Below are 21,061 nucleotides of genomic sequence, written 5' to 3'. Positions count from 1 at the left end.
GTGATGCATGCTGTGTGCGGTAGACAAGGGGCGAGAGAGGCATGAGCAGACAGTCCGAGCAGGATGAGCGCTGGCTGGGGGGTTACAGGCGGTTGATCGCCTGCGTCCTGCTGCTGGTCATCCTTGCCACTCTGGCACTGAGCTATCGCAACCACAGGGAGGAGGCGCTGGCGGTCAGCCTGAGCCTGCTGGGGGAGCAATTTACCGAGCGGGCCCAGCGACTGCACGGGCGCTGGCTCGATGAGCGGCGACCCGCCGTGCTGCATGCAGAGGGGGTGGCCTGGCAGTTCGATGAGCGAGGCTGGCCGCTGGCGGTGTTGCCGCTGCAGTCCCCGTCCGGGAACTGCACCCAGCTCTGGTTGATGCTGATCGGCCCGGACGATCCGGGGTCGCCATCCTGGCAGGCCCTCGCCAGCCAGGATGGGGGCGGCTGCGAGTTTGGTTGGGAGGGGCATTGGTTGCGCTACCGTTTCAGCGATGGCCGGGTGCTGGCAAAGCCGTGAGGCGATCTCTCAAGTGCTTCAGCCACATGATTTTTTTCTATCTGCATGAAATAATGCGGACCATTACGGAGGTAGCATGGCAGCAAAGAGAGTGAGCACCGGCCTGGGACCAGGTCAGATGGCCGGTTTTTCCCTGATAGAGCTGGTGATCGTCATCGTGATCCTGGGGATCCTGGCCGTCACCGCCTTGCCCCGTTTTCTCGACGTGACCGACGAGGCGAAGAAGGCCAGCGTGGAAGGGGTGTCCGGCGGTTTCGCCACCGGGGTCTCCCTGGTGCGGGCCCAGTGGGAAGCCGAGGGGCGTGCCAAACAGGACAGTCTCAATACCGTGCTCTACGACGGTTCCCGTTTCTATCTGACCACGCCGACCGACAGCCAGGTCAGCAATGGCGAGCTCTCCCCCGGTTACCCCATGGACACGGCGGCGAGCGGCGCTCCCGATGTGGACCCGGCCAATCTGACGGCGGCCCGCTGTCTCAATATTTGGGAGGGCTTGTTGCAGAATCCTCCCAAGGCTACTGCCAACTTTGACGAGGTGCGCGGTAGCGGCAATGACCTGAAGTTCTATGCCACGGTGAGCAACAATGGACTGGATTCGGTCTGCCGTTACTATCTGGTCAACAGCCTGAGCAAGGGAAGTGATGGGCGCTATCAGGACCCGCAAGGGAGCACCGATGCCTACATGAGTTTCAGCTACCGCCCGGCCTCCGGCCAGGTGACCACCCATATCAATTGATAAACAGAGGAAAACGTAATGAAAAAGCAGGCGGGTTTTACCCTGATCGAACTGGTGATCGTGATCATCATCCTGGGCATTCTGGCGGTCACCGCCGCGCCCAAGTTCCTGAATCTGCAGGATGATGCCAAGGCAGCAGCAGCACAAGGCGTGCAGGCAGCACTGCAAAGCGCATCAGGTCTGGTGTACAGCAAGGCTGCATTGGAAGGGGTTGAGGCATCGAGTACAGAGAAATCAGTTTCTGTCGCTGGCGGTACTGTGAAAGTCCTGTTTGGTTACCCGATTGCAAATGCTGACGGGATTGTGAAGGCCGTTAACCTGGATGGATGGGAGATCAGTGGCTCCGGCTCTACTGATGCTGGCGGCACTGCTAATTTCTATCCCACAAATGCCAAAGGCGATAGCTGCTATGTTGTCTACACTGCAGCGACGTCGACTTCTATTGCTACTGCCGCAGTGTCAGGTTCTCTGGCAACCTGTAAGTAATGTTTAAATGAACGGGGCATCTGATGTTGCCCCGTCCATTTTTTATTTCATAAGGCACATATGCACAAGGGTTTCACCCTTATTGAACTGGTGATCGTGATCCTGTTGCTCGGGATTCTGGCCGCCTTTGCCGTGCCCAAGTGGCTGGGCAAAGGCGGCTTTGAAACCCATACCCTGCGCGATGAGCTGGTGACCCGGCTGCGGCTGGTGCAGACCATGAACATGCATGAAGGGGAGGCGCGCTGCACCCAGCTGGTGCTGGAGCAGAGTCGCTTCGCTCACCTGACCCAGACGGGCAGTTGTGCGCCCGGGTCCATCATAGATAACTGGAAGGCGGACGAGCGGAGCCGGGGGCGCGTCGTCACGGCCTCCGGCGGCATCACCCTGCCGCAAGGCAGCTTTACTTTCGACAAGCGCAGCGGCCGTCCGCTCTCACCCTCCACCTGCGTCAATGGCTGCAACCTGGTGGTGAGCAGCGGGCAGGAGAGCGCCCGGCTGCGCATCGAGCCGGAAGGGTATATCCATGCGATCCCCTAAGGCCCGTCGCGGCTTCACCCTGATCGAGTTCGTGGTCGGCATTGTGCTGCTGGCCATTGCCCTGACCGGCATCCTGGGGCTTCTCATCAATCAGGCGCCCCAGTCAGTGGATCCGGTGCAGCAGGTGCGGGGCGCCCAGCTGGCCCAGCGGATCCTGAACGAGGTGCTGCAAACATCTTTCGATGAACACTCGGATCACAATGGCGGCCGTTTTCGCTGTGGCGAGACCGTCGGCACGCCTCCCGTGATCTATCCCGCCTGCACCCCAGTCGCCGATTACGGTCCGGATGGGGGCGAGACGCGCCCCTACGCCTTCAACGACGTGGATGATTTCGATACCGCGGGCAACTGGGTGGACGCCAACCAGTTTACCCAGACGAATGCCGAGGGGGTCAGCGACCAGGAGTATCGCCACTATCAGGTCAGGATCGCCGTCACCCCGGACACCCTGTTCGGGAGCCCGGGCCTGGGGGCCGAGTTCATCGGCAAGCGCGTCGCCCTGACAGTGCGGCTGCCTGATCGCAGTGAAGTCGAGTTTGCGCTCTACCGGGGTAACTACTGATGAGCCAGCGCATTGCACGGGGCTTCACCCTGGTGGAACTGGTGATGGTGATCTTGTTGCTCGGAGTGATGGCCACCTTTACCAGCCAGTTTATCGGTATCGGCACCCAGATTTACGGGGATGCCAGCCGCCGGGAGCAGCTGATGAGCGATGCCCGCTTCGCCCTGGAGCGGCTCAACCGCGAGCTGCGCGATGCGGTGCCGGGCTCGGTGCGCATCGAGGATGAGGCGGGCAACCCTCTGGATCAGGGGGCCTGTCTGCGCTTCTGGCCCATCGCCACCGCCAGCCGCTATCTGGGCTCCGCGGCCAGCGCCGGGCTCACCATAGTGGTGCCGGATGTGCTGCCCGAGCGGAATAAGGACCTGGCCATCGTCTATCCCCTTGCCGATCCGAATATCACCCTGGAGCAGGGGTGCCTCCATGGCAACTGCGTGGCCAGCGTCACCTCTGTTGGGGCATCCGTGTCGGGGGCGCTACCGCTGACGGTGGATGGATCCTTCGCCAAGGAGTCGCCGGGGCAGCGCATCTATTTTGCCCGCCAACAGGTGCGTTACTGCGTGATGAATGCCTCCCTGACCCGGGCCAGCGCCGCCATTGGTACTGACTTTCACGGGAGCACGCCGGTCCTGATGGCCGAGCATATCCGTTTTTCGCCCTATTACTTCTATCGTGAGCCCGCCGCTTTCAATCAGAGCGAGGTGGGACTGCGGATGGAGTTCGAGCAGCGTGGCGAGCGCGTCCTCTTCAACCACAAGCTGGAGACGCTCAATGTTCCTTAGGCCCCCTCGCAGGTTGGCGCCCCAGCGCGGCAGCGCCATCATGATCGCGCTCTTCGTCATCGTCATCATGGGCCTGCTGGCAGCGGCCATGGGCCGCTTCCTGGTGGACAGCGGCGAGAAGAATACGGTGGAGGTGCGCGGGGTGCGCGCCCTGATGGCGGCCCAGAGCGGGCTGGAAGTGGGTCTCTACCGCCTCTACCCCAATGATCACTGGGACGCGCAACAGTGCGTCGCCCTGACATCCATCCCCTTTGCAGTCCCGGGGCTGGTGGATTGCAACGTGGTTCTGACCTGCAAGCCGGTGGTGGTCAGTGTGGCTGGGGTCACCCAGACCGGTTACCGCTTTCAGAGCACGGGCGCCTGCGGTCGTCGCGATCTGAACAATCCCAGTCCGGACTTTGCCGTCAGCCGCACCCTGGTGGCGGAAGCCTTTGATGGGGTGAATCCATGACGCGCTGGCTATTGGCTCTCACGCTACTGTCTGGCGTGGCTCATGGCTTTGAGACCATAGACAACAATCTCTATTTCCCTGCCGTTGCCCAGGGTCACCGCGGCAATACGAGTGCCTCCTGCAATGGCCTGGGCTATCCCGCATTGACCCAGAACAACCAGGCCAAGATCACCGGGACCGGAGGGATGGCCTTGAATTTCTGCGCCTCGAATCAGGGTTCTGGCATGCCGCTGGATGCGTGCGACAATGCCAATGGCTCGCGTCGGCTCTGTACCATCACCGGAAATCCGATACGTGGATTGGCTACCTCGGGGGATAACAGCTTCCTGAGCAGTTCGGGCAGTGATGGTGACATCGGTCACTGTAATAGTGGGCAGCAATTGACGCTGGGCAGTGCCAGCCAATACCAGTTCGGGACTATCAGCCTCTACAGTGCCTGCACCCTGACCTTCTCCAGCACCCGTCAAGAGTACAGAATCCAGTCTCTCGCTTTGGGGGGAGCAAAAGTGGTGCTGCCCGCCGGGGATTATTGGATAGACAGACTCGTCGTTAATCAGGGCGGGGAGATTGAAACCCGGGGCAATGTACGTATCTTCGTCAACGCGGTGGAGTTTAATGGCGGGCGTCTCAACGCGGCCAAGACGGGATCTGTGCTGCTGTTTGGATACCAGAATGTCAATTTGAATGGTGAAAGCCTGGTCAACGGCCTGGTATATTCCGATCAGGCATTGAACATGAATAACGCGAGCGTTATCAACGGTAGAACGACCAGTCGCTCCCTGTTTATGTCTGGCACCACCGCCATCAATGACAAGATGTCCCCCCCCGTCACCGCGGCGATCGATCACTTCGAGTTTGACCACAGCGGCAATGCCCTGACCTGCAACCCGGAGACCCTGACCATCCGTGCCTGCGCCAATGCCAGCTGTAGCCAGCTGTTCACGGACCCGGTGAGCGCCGCCCTGATACCGGCAAAGAGTGGCAGCAATGGCTGGATAGCGAGCGGTCAGGTGAGCTACAACGGCAGCAGCGCCATGGTGAGCTTCAGTGGTGGCAGCACGTCCCTGCAACTACGCAACAACTTGTCAGGAGCTGTGACCGTTGGGGTGAGCGGTTCAACTCCGTCCACCAACCCCCTGAACACCACCCTGTGCCGGGCGGGTAGCGGGGCGTTGAGCGCCGCCGCCTGTACCCTGAGCTTTGCCGACAGCGGCTTCCTATTCAATGTGCTGGATACCCTGGCCAACAAGCCACAGGATGTGGTGATCAGCGCCGTCAAGAAAGACGATGCGACCCAGCAGTGCGTTCCCGGCTTCGCCAGCGTGAGCAAGCCGGTCAGCTTCTGGGGTTCTTATGTCACCCCGAATGCCAATGCATTTGGCAGTCAGGTCACGATAGAGGGCAATTCGGTCTCGACTTATGCCGCCAATGTGGCTTCGCCGACGGGCACTGTCATCAACGTGAACTTCGATAGTCAGGGCAAGGCGACGCTGCAAAATGTCAACTATCCGGATGCGGGCCAGATACGGCTCAATGCCCGTCACGATGGCAGCGGGGATACCGCTGGTCTGGTGATGGCGGGCTCGGATCTGTTCGTCAGCCGCCCGGTGGGGCTCTGCATCAAGGCACCACAGGGAGAATGCATGCGCGGTGTCAATGCGACCAACGCTGACTACGCCGCCAACTGCCCGGTATTCAAGAAAACCGGGGAGACCTTCTCACTGAATATCCAGGGCGTGGCCTGGCAGGCCGATAACGACACCGATCTTTGCAGCGGCAATCTGGCGACCCCTAACTTCGCGCTGACCAATATCGTGCTCGGCAGCAAGCTGGTGGCCCCTAAACCCGGTGAGGAGGCGGTGGTCGGCACGCCCCGCTATGACCACTCCAATCAGAAGGGCAGCAGCAACCTCAACGCCGTCACCCAGTCGGTCAACGAGGTCGGGGTCTTCCAGATGACGGCGACGCCGCCGGCCTCAGGCTACTTCGGTTACACCATCCCCGCCGCCACCAGTGTGCCTCTTGGTCGCTTCGTCCCCAGCGAATACAGCCTGAGCGGGGGTTTTATCACACCGGCCTGCACGCCGTTCAGCTACATGGGACAACCCTTCGCCAGCGGTTTTGCCATCACGGCCCGTAACGCACAGCAGGGCACCACCCTGAATTACAAAGGTGAGTTTGCCAAAGGCAGCGTCAGCTTGGTCGCGGAAAACGGAAACGATGGGGTGGATCGCTCTGCCCGTATCGGTATGGCTCCGGGTTTGAGCTGGGTGGGTGGGGTTGCCAGCGTCAATCAACAGGCGATCCCGCTGGCCAATACCCGCTTCGATCGCGGCGCCAGCGCCGAGGATCCGCTGCCGTCGCTTGATTTCGGGGTCAAGATGGCTGACAACGACGGCGGTTATACACTGTTGGCTGGCGTAGACATGAAAGCTGATGGAGCCGGTACCTGTGGGAGCAACTGCAACGCTGTCAAAATTGGGAGCCAGCAACTGCGTTACGGCCGCCTGCTGGCCAGTACCAGACAAGGGGTCGCCAGCGCCCCTCTGGCGTTGCCGCTGCAGGTGCAGTATTTCGAAGGAGGGGCGTGGAAAATCAACCAAGCGGATGTTTGTACACAGCTATCTCTTGCCAAAGGAGGTTTTGTTCCATTGGATCCGACGCACAAGATTAGTTTCAACAATGGTTCTTATGAAGTCACGGGTCAGGTACCAGGAACCATGCCGCCGCAATCTTTCAGTAGCACTTTGACGCTCAGTGGTTTGGCTGCGCCAGCCAGTGTAGCGACGGCAAACAAAGGTGAGTTCTTGCTACATTTTTCCGCACCTGTTCCGAATTCGGCTGTTCGTATCCCCTATCGGGTAGTGCTCGAGAACCAGCTGTTGCAACCATCAGCCCCGCTCTGGCTTTCCGACCCGAATAGCCTGTTGGGTGAGGTCATTTTCGGTCTGGATCGGGGCAACGATCGCATTATTTATCGCCGCGAAGTGATGCCCTGAAAATGATATGGGGACGGGGAGAGGGGCGCTTTGGGGTGAGCCTGCGTCTTATCTCCTTGTTTCGTAGTGTTTGTCGGCCTGAGCGGGTGAGTGATGACTCGCATTTTTGTCGCGCTTGATTGACTGGCGACAGTTTGAGCGCTTGCCCATTGGGGTGGGCATTGGTAAAGTTAGCCGGTTTTCTGCACCTCCAAATTCTTAGGATTTCCCGTAGCCATGTTCAAAAAGCTCAGAGGCGTCTTTTCCAACGATCTGTCGATCGATTTGGGAACTGCCAACACCCTGATCTACGTAAAAGATCAAGGGATCGTCCTTAACGAACCCTCAGTTGTCGCCATTCGCCAAGAGCGCGGGAACGCCAAATCGGTCGCTGCCGTCGGTCATGCCGCCAAGCAGATGCTGGGTCGTACCCCAGGCAACATCTCCGCCATTCGTCCGATGAAAGACGGCGTGATCGCCGATTTCTACGTGACCGAGAAGATGCTGCAGCACTTCATCAAGCAGGTTCACGACAACAACTATTTCCGCCCCAGCCCCCGTGTGCTGGTGTGCGTGCCGTGCGGCTCCACCCAGGTCGAGCGCCGTGCCATCAAGGAATCCGCGCTGGGCGCCGGTGCCCGCGAGGTCTACCTGATCGATGAACCCATGGCCGCCGCCATCGGTGCCGGCCTGCCGGTCTCCGAAGCGACCGGTTCCATGGTGGTGGACATCGGTGGTGGTACCACAGAAGTGGCCATTATCTCCCTGAACGGCGTGGTCTACTCCCAGTCCGTGCGCATCGGTGGCGACAAGTTTGATGAAGCCATCATCAGCTACGTGCGCCGCAACTACGGCAGCCTGATCGGGGAAGCCACCGCCGAGCGCATCAAGCACGAGATCGGCTCCGCCTACCCGGGCGAAGAGGTGCGCGAGATCGAAGTCCGTGGTCGTAACCTGGCCGAAGGGGTACCGCGCAGCTTCACCCTGAACTCCAACGAGATCCTGGAAGCGCTGCAAGAGCCGCTGTCCGGCATCGTCTCTGCCGTCATGGTCGCCCTGGAGCAGTCCCCGCCCGAGCTGGCGTCCGACATCTCCGAGCGCGGCATGGTGCTGACCGGTGGTGGCGCCCTGCTCAAAGACATCGACCGTCTGCTGATGGAAGAGACCGGCATCCCGGTCGTCGTGGCTGAAGATCCCCTCACCTGTGTCGCCCGTGGCGGTGGCAAGGCGCTGGAACTGATCGATATGCACGGTGGCGATCTGTTCCACTACGAATAAGACCCAAAGCCGGCCGAGCGCCGGCTCTTTTTTGACGACTCATGAAACCCATCTTTGGTAGAGGCCCTTCGCTTCAGTTACGGTTGTTTCTCGCCGTCATCATCTCTGTCGCTGCCATCGTCGCGGATTCCCGCTTCGGTGTGTTCACGCACGTCCGCGTCTATCTGAGTTCGCTGGTCAGCCCGCTGCAATACATCGCCAATGCGCCCGGTACCCTGCTCGACACCATGTCGACCCAGGTGCAGACCCGATCCAGTTTGATCGAGCAGACCAAGCAGCAGGAGCAGCAGCTGTTAACTCTGCGCTCCCGCCTGCTCAAGCTGGATCAGCTGGAGCACGAGAATCAGCGTCTGCGCGAGCTGCTCGGTTCGCCTGTGCACAAGGAGTCCCGCAAGATGGTGGCCGAGCTGCTGTCGGTGGATTCCGACCCCTTCAGCCATCAGGTGCTGATCAACAAGGGGGCGCTGGATGGCGTCTATAACGGCCAGCCGGTGATCAACGATCAGGGGGTGGTCGGCCAGGTGCTGCACGTGGGTTCCACCACCAGCCGAGTCCTGCTCATCACCGACTCCAGCCACGGCATCCCGGTGCGGGTGCTGCGCAACGATCTGCGCGCCATCGCCTCCGGCAGCGGCGAGCTGGACAAGCTGGAGCTGCGCAACCTGCCGCGCAACACCGACGTCCAGGTTGGCGATCTGCTGGTCACCTCGGGCCTCGGCGGCCGCTTCCCGGAAGGCTATCCGGTGGCGACCGTGACTCGATCCGATTACGTGGAGGGCAAGCCCTTCGCCCAGATCGAGGCCAAGCCGCTGGTGGCGCTGGACAGGTTGCGTTACCTGCTGCTGCTGTGGACCGACAAGAAGCCGGAAGTGCATGACGACGAGGCCATGACGCCGGCGGCGGCGCCCTCTGCGGCGACGGCCACCTCGGCGGCGGAGGCGACGCGCTGATGCTGCAACCCGCCAGCGGCAGGATCTGGATCTGGATCTCGATCCTGCTGGCCCTGTGTCTCTCGATCCTGCCGCTTCCCTTTCAATTCGAACCCTTCCGGCCGGACTGGCTTGCCATGGTGCTCATCTATTGGGCGCTGGCGCTGCCGCATCGGGCCAACGTCGGCACCGCCTGGGTGGCTGGCCTGCTGCTGGATGTGCTGCTCGGCAGCACGCTCGGCGTGAGGGCCATGGCCATGGCCATCACTACCTATCTGGCGGCCTTCCAGTTCCAGAAGATCCGCAACTTCTCCCTCTGGCAGCAGGCGTTGATCATCGGTCTGCTCTCCCTGGTGGGCAAGATCACCGTGTTCTGGGCCGAGCACCTGTTCAGCCGTGCCAGTCTCAATCTGGCCTATTTTTGGTCGACGTTGACGACGATGTTAATATGGCCCTGGATTTTTATGGTCTTGCGCAAGGTACGCCGTCGCTTCAATATCAAGTGAACATGAGCAAAAACAACGGATTGTAACTGCGTCTCGCCTCATTGAGTGAATATGAACAAGCACAACGAACTGCAACTCTATCTCGCCTCGGGCTCACCCCGCCGGCATGAACTGCTGACCCAGCTGGGCTACCGCTTCGAGGTGCTCAGGCTGGATGTGCCCGAGCAGCGGGACGCGGGCGAAAAGCCCCAGGATTATGTCTGCCGGCTGGCCCGTGACAAGGCGATGGCCGGTGTGGCCGCGGCCCCGACCGCATTGCCGGTGCTGGGGGCCGACACCATAGTGGTGCTGGGAGACAGGGTGCTGGAGAAACCCTCCGACCTGCTCGATGCCAAAGACATGCTGGAAGCGCTCTCCGGCAAGGTCCATCAGGTGATGACGGCGGTGGCACTGGCTACCCCGGATCGCTGCGATGTGCGGTTGGTGACCACCAATGTGGCATTCCGCAAGCTGGACGAGGCCGAGATCGAGGCCTACTGGCGCACCGGTGAACCCTGTGACAAGGCCGGTGCCTATGCCATCCAGGGAATAGCCGGCAAGTTCGTCAGCCGCATTGAGGGGAGCTACAGCGCCGTGGTCGGCCTGCCCCTGCTGGAGACGGATCTGTTGATCAAGCAGCACCTCGAGCAGACTCGGTAATCCCCTCGTCAGCAGTTCGCTGCTGAGTTACCCGTTGTTCGTCGTGCCAGAATTCAAAACTAGAAAGGCAAGGTAACTTATGTCAGTAGAACTGCTGGTGAACGTCACCCCCTCAGAGACCCGGGTCGCCCTGGTCGAGAACGGGCTGCTGCAGGAAGTGCATGTAGAACGTCAGGCCAAGCGCGGCATCGTGGGCAACATCTACAAGGGCAAGATCAGCCGGGTGTTGCCCGGCATGCAGGCCGCCTTCGTCGACATCGGCATGGACAAGGCCGCCTTCCTGCACGCCTCCGACATAGTGCCCCACACCGAGTGCGTGGCGATCAAGGAGAAGGAGCAGTTCCAGGCGGGCAACATCGCCGAGCTGGTGCGCCAGGGCCAGGACATCATGGTGCAGGTGGTGAAAGATCCACTCGGCACCAAGGGCGCCCGCCTCACCACCGACATCACCCTGCCGTCCCGCTACCTGGTCTTCATGCCGGGCAGTGCTCACGTCGGCGTCTCCCAGCGCATCGAGTCCGAAGCGGAGCGCGAGCGCCTCAAGCGCACCGTGGCGGGCTATGTGGACGAGCTGGGTGGCTACATCATCCGTACCGCTGCCGAAGGGGTGGGAGAGCAGGAGCTGGAGCAGGATGCCGCCTTCTTGAAGCGCCTGTGGCGCAAGATCCTGGAGCGCAAGCAGAAGTACCCCCCCTGCAAGATCCTCTACGAGGATCCCAGCCTGGCCTTCCGGGTGGTGCGCGACTTTGTCGGCGCCGAGCTCGACAAGATCCGGGTCGATTCCCGCCAGAGCTTCGAGCTGCTTTCGCACTTCACCGGCGAGTATGTGCCCGAGCTGGCCAGCAAGCTGGAGTACTACTCCGGCGAGTCGCCGATCTTCGATCTCTACGATGTGGAGAACGAGATCCAGCGTGCCCTTGAGCGCAAGGTGGAGCTGAAATCCGGCGGTTACCTCATCATCGACCAGACCGAAGCCATGACCACGGTGGACATCAACACAGGTGCCTTCGTGGGCCATCGCAACCTGGAAGAGACCATCTTCAACACCAACGTCGAGGCCACCGCCGCCATCGCTCGCCACCTGCGGCTGCGCAACCTGGGCGGCATCATCATCATCGACTTCATCGACATGCAGTCCGAGGATCACCGCCGTCGGGTGCTGCACAGCCTGGAGCTGGCGCTGGCGAAAGACAGGGCCAAGACCAACGTCAATGGCTTCTCCCAGCTCGGCCTGGTGGAGATGACCCGCAAGCGCACCAGGGAGAGCCTGGAGCACGTGCTCTGCTCCGAGTGCCCCGAGTGCAAGGGGCGCGGCCGGGTCAAGACGGTGGAGTCGGTCTGTTTCGAGATCCTGCGGGAGATCATCCGGGTCAACCGTGCCTACGACGCGGATCAGTTCACCGTCTATGCGGCGCCTTCGGTGGCCGATTACCTGCGAGGGGAGGAGTCCCACAGTCTGGCGGAGCTGGAAGTCTTCATCGGCAAGCAGGTCAGGGTGGTGACGGAGCCGCTCTGTGGGCAGGAACAATTCGATGTGGTGATGATGTAATTGATCTATCGCTGGCTGAGTCGGGGCTGGTTGGCCCTCGGAGTCCTCTTCGTGCTGCTGGCCATCCTGGTCAGCGTGGTACGGCTTGGCGGTCCCCTGCTCAACCAGCACCGGCAGGCCGTGATAGCGACCCTGCTGGGGGACAACCAGCTGGAGGTGAGCGTCGAGCACGTCGGGTTGAGCTGGACCCGGCGCGGCCCGGCCCTCGAGCTGCAAGAGCTCGCCATCGCCCCCGATTCGGGGCGTTTTTCCCTGCGCCTCGGCAAGGTGTGGGCTCACCTCGACTTCTGGCGCTCCCTCAACGACTGGAAGCCGGTGTTCGGCCAGTTGTTGCTGAGCGACGGCGACATCGCGCTGGATCTGGCACAGCCGGCGGCACCGGAAAATGACAAGAATCCCAGCCAGCAGGCGGCCCTGCTGCGCTTCCTGCTGACCCAGCTCTCCACCTTCGACATTCACGACAGCCGACTGAGCATCACCACGGCACTGGGGGAGGTGCGTGCCCTCAACATCGCCCAGTTGCGTTGGCAGAATCGCGGCAAGCGCCATCAGGGGGTGGGCAAGGCCTACCTGATTAACGGGGTGGGCGAGAGCACCCTGGATCTCATCATCGACGTGGATGCCCCCCAAGTGCGCCTCGACAAGCTCAAGGGCCAGCTCTACCTGGGTGCCAGCGAGCTGGACATCAGTCCCATGCTGGCGCGGATCCACGCCGGCGAACCCAGGGTGACCGGGCAGCTCGACTTCCAGCTGTGGAGCGAGTTCGAGGGGGGAAGGCTCGGCAACTCCCTGCTGGCCTTTGGCAACAACCACCTGATCTGGAAGGACGAGGTCAAGGGTGAGCCGCACCGGCTCGATCTGCGAGGCGGCAAGATCCAGCTGCGGCGCGACGGTGAGGAGTGGCAGCTCGCCAGCCACGACGTGACCTTCAAGCTCGACGGGGCGACCTGGCTGCAGAGCCGGTTGCAGCTAGAGCGGGTCGGCTCCCGCATCCAGGGCTATGTGCCCGCCATCGATCTCGACCAGGTCGCCAACCTGAGCCAGCTGGTGTCCGGCCTCTATCCCGAGTTGACCAAGACCCTCAAACATACCCAGCCCAAGGGCAAGTTGCAGGAGCTGGTGCTGCAGGCCGATGGCGACTGGCAGGGGCTCTCCCTGAGCGGGCAGCTCAGGGGCTTCGAGACCAAGGCCTGGCACGATGTGCCCGGCCTGCAGAAGCTGGACGGTGACTTCTGGCTGACCCCGGCCGGGGGCAGCGCCCGCCTGACCCTGGGCAAGGGCAAGGTGGATCCCGCCCGTCACTTCAAGGTGCCGATCCCGGTGGACAGCCTCTTTGCGCGCCTCGACTGGTGGCGCGAGACGCAAGGCTGGGTGCTCTACGGCCAGGACATTGCGCTGGATAACGAGGATTTGAACCTCGCCAGTCGTTTCCGCCTCGAGCTGTTCGAACATCCCTTCCTCGCCCTGACCGGCCGCATCAATGTGAAGAATGCGGCCCATGCGGATCGCTATTATCCGCTGGCCGTGATGAGCGACGGTCTGGTTGACTACCTGAGCGGTGCCATCAAGGGGGGCAAGGCCAAGGGGGCTGACCTGCTCTGGTATGGCGAGTTCCGGGACTTCCCTTACGACAACGGCAAGGGGATCTTCCAGGTCGCCGTGCCGCTGGAGCAGGCCACCTACGAGTTCTTCCCCGGTTGGCAACCCCTTACCGACCTGCAGATCGATCTCTTGTTCCAGAACGCGGGTCTGGACATGCGCAGCAGCGCCACTCGCCTCGGCAAGGCCAGATCCGACGCTGTGCATGCCTGGATCCCGGATCTCTCCCCCGGGGCGCACCTCTATGTGGATGCCAGGGTCCAGGGGGAGGGGCAGGCCATCAGCGGTTACCTGCAGGATTCTCCCCTCGCGGGCTCGGTGGGTCAGGCGCTGCGGGAGATCGAGATCCGTGGTCCCATGGAGGGCACGGTCAAGCTCGACATACCGCTGGATGGCAAGGGCGAGGTCAAGGCCAGCGGGGAGGCGAGCTTCCATGACAACAGTGTCAGGATCGCCACCCTGGATCTGCCCCTGGAGAAGGTGCAGGGACGACTCGAATACGACAACGAGCACACGCACTTCAGCAACCTCAAGGCCAGCCTGTGGAACCAGCCGCTGACCCTGGATTACCGGGGCAAACAGTTGTCCCACGGCTATCAGGCGGATCTCAAGTTCAAGGGACTCTGGGACAGCCGCCGCCAGCGCCAGGACATTCCCGCCCTCGAAATGCTCAAGGGGCGCAGCAACTGGACGGGGACCCTGGGGCTGACCCTGCCCGAGAACAATGCCTTCAGCTTCCAGCTGGCGCTGGACTCCAACCTGCAGGGGATGGGGCTGGATCTGCCGGTGCCACTGACCAAGGCGCCCGAGAGCCGGCTCCCCCTCAAAGTCACGGCACGGGGCCGCGACGGCAGTGCCGACATTCGCGCTGTGCTGGGGGCCGATGTGGATATGCAGAGCCGGCTGGTGTACGGCGAGGGAGCTCCCTACCTCAGCCGGGTGCGGGTCAACGTCGGCCAGCCCGGGGCCCGGGTGCTGCAAGACAAGCCCATGCTGCTCGCTATCAATCAGCCCCAGGCCGACGTGGCCGGCTGGCTGGCGCGGCTCACGCGCTGGTTGCCGGGCAAGGGGACGCAGACCAGCGGCAACGCGGTGGTCGGCCCCGCCTTCCTGCCCCAGGAGTGGGGGGTCGATGGTCTGCTCGCCCGGGCCGATATCGGCAGCGCCAACCTCAAGGCGGTGTACTTCACCGTGGGGCCGGTGAACCTGGCCACCGAGGTGATGATCGACAGCCCCGAGGTGATGGGGGTGGTGCGCATTCCCGTGACGGGCAGGCAGCCCATCGACGCCAAGTTCGCTCGTATTCACTGGTCAGGCAAGGGATCCGATCTCAGCCCCGAGCCCGATGCCCGTCAGGACAAGGCCATCATGGATGCCATCCCCTGGCTCACCTTCAGCTGCGTGGATTGTCGCTTCGGGGAGTTGCCCCTCGGGGAGCTGAAAGGCGAACTGGTACCCGGCGCCAACCGGCTCGATCTCAAGGGGCTGGAGATGCGGCTGGCCGGCAGCACCCTGAGCGGGAGCGCCGAGTGGCTGGCGCAGCCCGGCCAGATGCAGACCCGGGTCCGTGCCCACCTCAGCACCCAGAACAGCGAACTGCTGCTCAAGCGACTCGGCTTCACCTCGCCCATCGGCGACGCGCCGGGCAAGCTGGCGCTGGATCTGAGCTGGCGTGACGTGCCCTACCGGCTGGACTTGCCGACCCTGGCAGGCAGTGCCGATCACCAGCTTGAGGGGGGCACCCTGCGGGAGGTCAACGACAAGGGGGCGCGCCTGCTCTCCCTGCTGAGCCTCGACTCCCTGATGCGCAAGCTGCGCCTCGATTTTCGCGACGTGTTCGACAAGGGCTTCTACTTCGAGTCCATGTCCGCCTCCGCCAGGATCAAGCAGGGGGTGGTGGAGAACAACGACTTCTACATGAAGGGGGCGGCGGGCAACCTGCGTGGCGAGGGCGTCGCCGATCTGGTGCGCTGGCATCTCGATTACGATCTGAGCTTCTCCCCGAACCTGGGCGGCACCCTGCCGGTGGTGGCGGCCTTCTCCCTGACTCCGATCACCGGGCTCTATGTGCTGGCCCTCTCCAAGCTGCTGGAGCCCGTGGTGGATGTGGTGACCCGCATCGACTTCCGGGTCTCGGGCCCACTGGACGATCCCAAGCTGATCGAGGCCGGCCGGGATCGCGCCCGCATCAAGCTCAACCAGCAGCAGAAGCAGGCGGTGGATGCGGTGGCGCCGAACCTGCCCGCCGAGGAGGTCACCCCCTTCCTGCTGACCCCCAAGCCCGGCGAACCTGCCCGGCGCTGAGGAGCGGCATCCGGTGCCAAAATCCTTTCGTCCCGGGCCCGAACCCCTCATAGTGCTGGGATGCCCCCGCAAGCCGAGGATGCAGAGTCCGGCGGCTTGCCCAATCACAAGGAGCGCGTCATGTGGCTAGCCGCCATACAGTTGATCTCGGGCCGTCACTGGCAGGATAACCGGGCACAGATTGCCGCCGAGCTGGCGGCCCTGCCCAAGGAGCGCCCCTTGCTGGTGCTGCTGCCGGAGAATTTCGCCCTGTTTGGCGAGCGCCAGGGCTATCTGGATGGCGCAGAGGCCCTGGGTGAGGGCCCTATCCAGACCCAGCTGGCCGCCTGGGCGCGGGAGCACGGGATCTGGCTGGTGGCTGGGGCCATGCCCACCACCATCGCCGGTTCCGACCATATCCACACCAGCTCGCTGGTGTTCGATCCCAGCGGCGAGCTCAAAGGCCACTACCACAAGATCCACCTGTTCGACGTGGACGTGGCCGACAACCACGGCCGCTACCGGGAGTCCGAGACCTTCAGCCCCGGCCAGGAGTGCGTGGTGCTGGACTCCCCCTTTGGTCCCCTCGGCCTCTCTATCTGTTATGATCTGCGCTTCCCCGAGCTCTATCGCCGGCTGGCCCGGGCCGGTGCCCGCGTGCTGCTGGTGCCTGCCGCCTTCACCGCCGTGACCGGTGAGGCGCACTGGGAGCCGCTCTTGCGGGCTCGCGCCATCGAGAACCAGTGCTATGTGGTGGCCGCCAATCAGGGGGGTACCCACGAGACGGGGCGCCAGACCTGGGGCCACAGCATGGTGATCGATCCCTGGGGCCGGGTGCTGGCCTGCCAGGATTCGGGCCCAGCCACCGTACTAGTGAAGATGGAGCCCGGGCTGGTTGACGAATTGAAACGCACCATGCCGGTGCTGCAACATGCCCGGCTGTTGTGATGCCGTGGCATTGATTGGCGCCGGGGGCCATGAGCTCCGCTGATTGCACCCGACGAACCCACACCGGATGAATTAACCGTTACGACTTCTCACAGCGAGAGTGGAGAGAAAGATTGAGTCTATTGAGCCAGGTTAGTGCCTCATTGTTGGCCCCGAACGATCTCGACGAAGGGCGGCTGCAGCAGCTGCTCGGCAGCCTGATGAGCCATCAGGTGGAGTTCGGCGATCTCTATTTCCAGCGCAGCTGGCACGAGTCCTGGATGCTGGAGGACGGCATCGTCAAGGATGGCAGCTACAACATCGATCAGGGTGTGGGGGTGCGCGCCGTCAGCGGCGAGAAGACCGGCTTCGCCTACTCGGACGAGCTGAGCCTGCTGGCGCTGCAACAGTCGGTGACCGCCGCCCGCGGCATCGCCGCCGCCGGGGCCCAGGGCAAGGTGAAGGCCTGGGCCAGAACCGAAGCGAACCTGCTCTATCCGGCCATGGATCCGCTGCAGACCCTCGACAAGCAGCAGAAGATCGCCCTGCTGGAGCAGATGGACAAGTTTGCCCGCAGCCTGGATCCCGCCATCAATCAGGTGATGGCCTCCATCAGTGGCGTCTATGAAGAGATCCTGGTGGCCGCTACCGATGGCACCCTGGCCGCCGACGTGCGCCCCTTGGTGCGCCTCTCGGTGACCGTCATCGCCGAGAAGGGCGATCGCCGGGAGCGCGGTAGCGCCGGTGGTGGTGGTCGCTTCGGCTACGACTATTTCCTGGAGCTGGACGGACTGGAAAGCCGGGCGTTTGGCTATGTGCGCGAAGCGGTGCGCCAGGCGCTGGTGAACCTCGAGGCCATAGACGCGCCGGCCGGCACCATGCCGGTGGTGCTGGGTGCCGGCTGGCCCGGCGTGCTGCTGCACGAGGCGGTGGGTCACGGGCTGGAGGGGGACTTCAACCGCAAGGGATCGTCCGCCTTCGCCGGTCGCATCGGCGAGCAGGTCGCCTCCAAACACTGCACCATCGTCGATGACGGCACCCTGTTGGGTCGGCGCGGCTCCGTCTCCATCGACGACGAGGGGACGCCGGGGGGCTACAACGTACTGATCGAGAACGGCATCCTCAAGGGCTACCTTCAGGACAAGCAGAACGCCCGCCTGATGGGCGTGCCGCTCACCGGCAACGGCCGGCGCGAATCCTACGCCGCCCTGCCGATGCCGCGCATGACCAACACTTACATGCTGGCGGGCCAGCACGATCCGGCGGAGATCATCGCCTCGGTGAAGAAGGGCATCTATGCCCCCAACTTCGGCGGCGGTCAGGTGGACATCACCTCCGGCAAGTTCGTCTTCTCCGCCTCCGAGGCCTACCTCATCGAGGATGGCAGGATCACTGCCCCCATCAAGGGTGCCACGCTCATCGGCAACGGCCCCGAGGCCATGAGTCAGGTCTCCATGGTGGGTAGCGATCTCGCGCTGGATCGCGGGGTGGGTGTCTGCGGCAAGGAGGGGCAGAGCGTGCCGGTCGGCGTCGGTCAGCCCACTCTCAAGCTGGATCAGCTCACCGTGGGCGGCACTTCCTAGGTTGGCTTGGCCGCGCAGCGGCATGACCCTACGCAATCAAACCCCGGCCCACCGCCGGGGTTTTGTTTTCTTTGGGGCGCACCAATAAAAAACCCCGGTCAGTGGACCGGGGCGGGTGAGGGGGTTGATGGGGATCAGTTGACCGATATGGCACGGGCATCGATATAGAATCGCGCGTGGCCTTGCGGATCTATCCTGATCTGGGCGACCAGCCGATCGCTTCGCTTGTATTCCCATCTGCTCTTGATCCGGGTCAGGGCTGGGCTGGCGGCCCCGACTACGTTCAGATATTCATGAAACAGGCTGTAGCTTCCAATCTCGGTCAGCATCTCTTCCATTTGCATGTCTCCTCAAGTGATTGGGTCTGCATCGGTCACGTTAGCCGCGGCCCTCTGAACCCTGCCTGTACAAAAAACAGACTAACCCATCCGTGCATGGACAACATGATCAGGCGCAACTTCGGTGACGATTCCCGAGCCGAGATGACACCGTTTTCAGTCAGGGCTGGTGCGGGGCCGGCAGGTGATCGAGGGCGGCGGAGGGGTGTGACTGCGCAGGGGCCGTCTGCACCGTAGTTGCGCCGTGGAACACGGGATCCTGCGCCACCTCCTTGATGCCGTTGATGCAGAACTGCATGCCCATGCACACCAGCAGGAAGCCCATGATGCGGGTCATGGCGTCGATGCCGGTCGCGCCGAGGATCTTGCAGACCGGATCCGCCAGCTTGAGCACGCCCCAGCTGAGCAGGCTCATCAGGGCGAAGGCGGTCACCATGGCGGCATAGATGACGAAACGGTTGTACTCGTCGGGCAGCTCGGCAATCTGGGCGGCGCCGCTGATCACCAGGGCCATGGTGCCCGGCCCGCACATGCTGGGCATGGTGAGTGGCACGAAGGCGATGCTCTGGTTGATGTCGACCCCGGCGGCCTGGCTGGGGGCCGGGAACAGCATGCGAAAACCGATGAAGGCGATGATGAGGCCACCGGCCAGCCGCAGGCCGGGAATGGAGATCCCGAACAGATCCAGGATGGAGGATCCGATGAAGAAGCTGACGCAGAGGGTGGCGAACAGATAGATGGCGGCCAGATTGATCTGACGGCGTATGTGCTCACGGGACATGCCCTTGCTCAATCCCAGCAGCAGGGTCGCCGTGGTGGGGGGATTGACCATGGGAAGCAGCGCGAGCAAGGCGATGAATACGACCTGGAAAAACATCTTGCACCTCGGGGTGGTTGGCAAACAACAGGGCCAGACGCGGGTCTGGCCTTAAGGGGGGGCAACTCTACGGGAGCCCGGCTGAATATAGCCGGAACAAGCGGGCCCCGACAGTCCGGGGTCCGTATTGATCAGGCGGTTTGTGGCGTGACCTGACGCCGAGTGCGCTGGCGCAGCCAGAGCCAGAGGCCCAGTACGAAGCCGAGACCGGCCAGACTGACCACATAGTGGGAGGGTGCCAGCACGTCGTTCTTCATCCAGAGGGTGACCAGCATGGGAGTGAGCCCGCCGAAGATGGCGTAGGCCACGTTGTAGGAGAACGACAGCCCGGAGAAGCGCACCACGGGCGGGAAGGCGTTGACCATGACATAGGGCACGGCGCCAACGATCCCCACCGCAAAGCCCGCCAGCATGTAGAGCGGTATCAGCTGATCCATACCCGCCGCCAGGCCGTGGTAGAAGGCATAGGTGGCTCCGGCCAGCAGCAGGGAACCCAGGACGAAGGTGGGGCCGCTGCCGAGGCTGTCTATCAGGCGACCGTAGAAGATGCAGCCCAGGGTGAGGGCCACTATGGCCAGGGAGTTGGCGGTCAGGGCATCGGCGGGGCTGATGCCATGCACTTTCTGCAGATAGGTCGGGGTCATCAGGATCACCACGACGATGCCGGCTGAGAGCAGCCAGGTCAGCAGCATGGAGACGATGACGCTGCCCTTGTGTTCACGGAGCACAGTCTTCAGGGGCAGCTCCTCGGCCAGGGCCTTGTTCGCCTGCATCTCGGCGAAGACCGGGGTCTCGTGCAGCCAGCGGCGCAGGTACATGGCGACGATGCCGAACACACCGCCGAGCACGAAGGCCAGACGCCAGCCCCACTCGCTCACCTCGATCGGGCTCATGCCGCGGTTGATGGCGGTGGCCACCAGGGAGCCGAGCAGTATGCCGGCGGTCAGCCCTGCCGTGAGGGTGCCGCAGGCGACGCCGACCCGGCGGGCGGGTACGTGTTCGGCCACGAAGACCCAGGCCCCCGGGACTTCGCCCCCGATGGCGGCCCCTTGCAGGATCCGCAGCAGCAACAGCAACAGCGGGGCGGCAATGCCGAGGGTGGCATAGGTGGGCAGCAGGCCGATCAGCAGGGTCGGCAGCGCCATCAGTATGATGCTGAGGGTGAACATCCGCTTACGGCCGATGAGATCGCCGAAGTGAGCCATGATGATGCCGCCCAGCGGGCGGGCCAGGTAACCGGCGGCGAAGATGCCGAAGGTCTGGAACTGGCGCAGCCACTCGGGAATGTCCGCCGGGAAGAAGAGCTCGCCTATCACCACGGCGAAGAAGACGAAGATGATGAAGTCGTAGAATTCGAGGGCGCCGCCCAGCGCCGCCAGGCTCAGGGTCTTGTAATCCTGTCGGTTGAGGGGGCGATTGTGGTCATAATGTGTGCTGACTGTGGTCATATCCTTATGTTTCCCATCGTTTTTTTAGTTATTCTCCCCCACGTTCTGCGGGGATACGCTCACCCACGAGGGT

Annotated in this window: 19 protein-coding genes; 16 read left to right on the top strand and 3 right to left on the bottom strand. The window is 62.8% G+C overall.

The window, feature by feature from the left end:
* Positions 1-41 precede the first annotated feature (41 nt).
* From KW824_RS17900 to tldD, 16 genes are all read left to right on the top strand, one after another.
* Positions 42-503 carry a hypothetical protein gene (locus tag KW824_RS17900; RefSeq protein ID WP_218410590.1) on the top strand — a complete coding sequence of 154 codons (462 nt, stop codon included), beginning with the start codon at positions 42-44 and terminating at the stop codon, positions 501-503.
* Between the two features lie 76 nt (positions 504-579).
* Positions 580-1,239 (top strand): prepilin-type N-terminal cleavage/methylation domain-containing protein, encoded by a 660-nt coding sequence (locus KW824_RS17895; RefSeq protein WP_218410588.1) that lies wholly within the window; start codon positions 580-582, stop codon positions 1,237-1,239.
* An 18-nt stretch (positions 1,240-1,257) separates the two neighbouring features.
* Positions 1,258-1,725, top strand: a complete 468-nt coding sequence (locus KW824_RS21120) for a prepilin-type N-terminal cleavage/methylation domain-containing protein (protein ID WP_218410587.1) — start codon at positions 1,258-1,260, stop codon at positions 1,723-1,725.
* A gap of 60 nt (positions 1,726-1,785) precedes the next feature.
* Positions 1,786-2,262, top strand: a complete 477-nt coding sequence (locus KW824_RS17885; RefSeq protein ID WP_171273074.1) for a Tfp pilus assembly protein FimT/FimU — start codon at positions 1,786-1,788, stop codon at positions 2,260-2,262.
* Positions 2,249-2,824, top strand: a complete 576-nt coding sequence (locus KW824_RS17880; RefSeq protein WP_218410586.1) for a prepilin-type N-terminal cleavage/methylation domain-containing protein — start codon at positions 2,249-2,251, stop codon at positions 2,822-2,824. Before KW824_RS17885 ends, KW824_RS17880 begins: the two co-directional genes overlap by 14 nt.
* A complete protein-coding gene (locus tag KW824_RS17875) occupies positions 2,824-3,603 on the top strand; it encodes a PilW family protein (protein ID WP_218410585.1) in 780 nt (259 codons plus the stop codon). Before KW824_RS17880 ends, KW824_RS17875 begins: the two co-directional genes overlap by 1 nt.
* 40 nt (positions 3,604-3,643) lie before the next feature.
* Complete coding sequence (locus KW824_RS17870) at positions 3,644-4,054, top strand: MSHA biogenesis protein MshP (RefSeq protein WP_218410631.1); 411 nt, start codon at positions 3,644-3,646, stop codon at positions 4,052-4,054.
* Positions 4,051-7,053 carry a DUF6701 domain-containing protein gene (locus KW824_RS17865; RefSeq protein ID WP_218410584.1) on the top strand — a complete coding sequence of 1,001 codons (3,003 nt, stop codon included), beginning with the start codon at positions 4,051-4,053 and terminating at the stop codon, positions 7,051-7,053. The genes KW824_RS17870 and KW824_RS17865 overlap by 4 nt, the downstream gene beginning before the upstream one ends.
* A 216-nt stretch (positions 7,054-7,269) precedes the next feature.
* On the top strand, positions 7,270-8,310 hold the full coding sequence (locus tag KW824_RS17860) for a rod shape-determining protein (protein WP_005308111.1): 1,041 nt from the start codon (positions 7,270-7,272) through the stop codon (positions 8,308-8,310).
* Between the two features lie 41 nt (positions 8,311-8,351).
* Entirely contained in the window at positions 8,352-9,260 is a 909-nt protein-coding gene (gene mreC / locus KW824_RS17855) for a rod shape-determining protein MreC (protein ID WP_218410583.1), read from the top strand.
* On the top strand, positions 9,260-9,745 hold the full coding sequence (gene mreD / locus KW824_RS17850; RefSeq protein WP_005328018.1) for a rod shape-determining protein MreD: 486 nt from the start codon (positions 9,260-9,262) through the stop codon (positions 9,743-9,745). The genes mreC and mreD overlap by 1 nt, the downstream gene beginning before the upstream one ends.
* A gap of 51 nt (positions 9,746-9,796) precedes the next feature.
* The gene (locus tag KW824_RS17845) at positions 9,797-10,384 is read left to right on the top strand and encodes a nucleoside triphosphate pyrophosphatase (RefSeq protein ID WP_005328019.1); all 588 of its coding nucleotides are present in this window, start codon (positions 9,797-9,799) and stop codon (positions 10,382-10,384) included.
* A 79-nt stretch (positions 10,385-10,463) separates the two neighbouring features.
* Complete coding sequence (gene rng, locus KW824_RS17840; RefSeq protein WP_005328020.1) at positions 10,464-11,933, top strand: ribonuclease G; 1,470 nt, start codon at positions 10,464-10,466, stop codon at positions 11,931-11,933.
* Positions 11,934-15,836, top strand: coding sequence for a YhdP family protein (locus KW824_RS17835; protein ID WP_218410582.1), 3,903 nt, complete (start codon positions 11,934-11,936; stop codon positions 15,834-15,836).
* A 120-nt stretch (positions 15,837-15,956) separates the two neighbouring features.
* Positions 15,957-16,763, top strand: coding sequence for a carbon-nitrogen hydrolase family protein (locus KW824_RS17830; protein ID WP_218410580.1), 807 nt, complete (start codon positions 15,957-15,959; stop codon positions 16,761-16,763).
* Positions 16,764-16,876: 113 nt separating this feature from the next.
* The gene (gene tldD, locus KW824_RS17825; RefSeq protein ID WP_043129449.1) at positions 16,877-18,325 is read left to right on the top strand and encodes a metalloprotease TldD; all 1,449 of its coding nucleotides are present in this window, start codon (positions 16,877-16,879) and stop codon (positions 18,323-18,325) included.
* Between the two features lie 134 nt (positions 18,326-18,459).
* On the opposite strand, the gene KW824_RS17820 is transcribed toward tldD, so the two are convergent.
* From KW824_RS17820 to KW824_RS17810, 3 genes are all read right to left on the bottom strand, one after another.
* Entirely contained in the window at positions 18,460-18,663 is a 204-nt protein-coding gene (locus tag KW824_RS17820) for a hypothetical protein (RefSeq protein WP_041206780.1), read from the bottom strand.
* 160 nt (positions 18,664-18,823) lie between these two features.
* Positions 18,824-19,540 (bottom strand): MarC family NAAT transporter, encoded by a 717-nt coding sequence (locus KW824_RS17815; protein ID WP_161507621.1) that lies wholly within the window; start codon positions 19,538-19,540, stop codon positions 18,824-18,826.
* 131 nt (positions 19,541-19,671) lie between these two features.
* Complete coding sequence (locus KW824_RS17810) at positions 19,672-20,988, bottom strand: MFS transporter (RefSeq protein WP_218410578.1); 1,317 nt, start codon at positions 20,986-20,988, stop codon at positions 19,672-19,674.
* Between the last annotated feature and the right edge of the window lie 73 nt (positions 20,989-21,061).

Source organism: Aeromonas sp. sif0611 (assembly GCF_019218845.1).
GTDB lineage: Bacteria > Pseudomonadota > Gammaproteobacteria > Enterobacterales > Aeromonadaceae > Aeromonas > Aeromonas media.
Note: the sequence above shows the minus strand (reverse complement) of the source record. Positions and strands in the feature narration are given on the sequence as shown.

Coding starts and splice junctions, on each gene's coding strand:
- KW824_RS17900 (WP_218410590.1), top strand. CDS start 42: ATGAGCAGACAGTCCGAGCAGGATGAGCGCTGGCTGGGGGGTTACAGG.
- KW824_RS17895 (WP_218410588.1), top strand. CDS start 580: ATGGCAGCAAAGAGAGTGAGCACCGGCCTGGGACCAGGTCAGATGGCC.
- KW824_RS21120 (WP_218410587.1), top strand. CDS start 1,258: ATGAAAAAGCAGGCGGGTTTTACCCTGATCGAACTGGTGATCGTGATC.
- KW824_RS17885 (WP_171273074.1), top strand. CDS start 1,786: ATGCACAAGGGTTTCACCCTTATTGAACTGGTGATCGTGATCCTGTTG.
- KW824_RS17880 (WP_218410586.1), top strand. CDS start 2,249: ATGCGATCCCCTAAGGCCCGTCGCGGCTTCACCCTGATCGAGTTCGTG.
- KW824_RS17875 (WP_218410585.1), top strand. CDS start 2,824: ATGAGCCAGCGCATTGCACGGGGCTTCACCCTGGTGGAACTGGTGATG.
- KW824_RS17870 (WP_218410631.1), top strand. CDS start 3,644: ATGATCGCGCTCTTCGTCATCGTCATCATGGGCCTGCTGGCAGCGGCC.
- KW824_RS17865 (WP_218410584.1), top strand. CDS start 4,051: ATGACGCGCTGGCTATTGGCTCTCACGCTACTGTCTGGCGTGGCTCAT.
- KW824_RS17860 (WP_005308111.1), top strand. CDS start 7,270: ATGTTCAAAAAGCTCAGAGGCGTCTTTTCCAACGATCTGTCGATCGAT.
- mreC (WP_218410583.1), top strand. CDS start 8,352: ATGAAACCCATCTTTGGTAGAGGCCCTTCGCTTCAGTTACGGTTGTTT.
- mreD (WP_005328018.1), top strand. CDS start 9,260: ATGCTGCAACCCGCCAGCGGCAGGATCTGGATCTGGATCTCGATCCTG.
- KW824_RS17845 (WP_005328019.1), top strand. CDS start 9,797: ATGAACAAGCACAACGAACTGCAACTCTATCTCGCCTCGGGCTCACCC.
- rng (WP_005328020.1), top strand. CDS start 10,464: ATGTCAGTAGAACTGCTGGTGAACGTCACCCCCTCAGAGACCCGGGTC.
- KW824_RS17830 (WP_218410580.1), top strand. CDS start 15,957: ATGTGGCTAGCCGCCATACAGTTGATCTCGGGCCGTCACTGGCAGGAT.
- KW824_RS17820 (WP_041206780.1), bottom strand. CDS start 18,663: ATGGAAGAGATGCTGACCGAGATTGGAAGCTACAGCCTGTTTCATGAA.
- KW824_RS17815 (WP_161507621.1), bottom strand. CDS start 19,540: ATGTTTTTCCAGGTCGTATTCATCGCCTTGCTCGCGCTGCTTCCCATG.
- KW824_RS17810 (WP_218410578.1), bottom strand. CDS start 20,988: ATGACCACAGTCAGCACACATTATGACCACAATCGCCCCCTCAACCGA.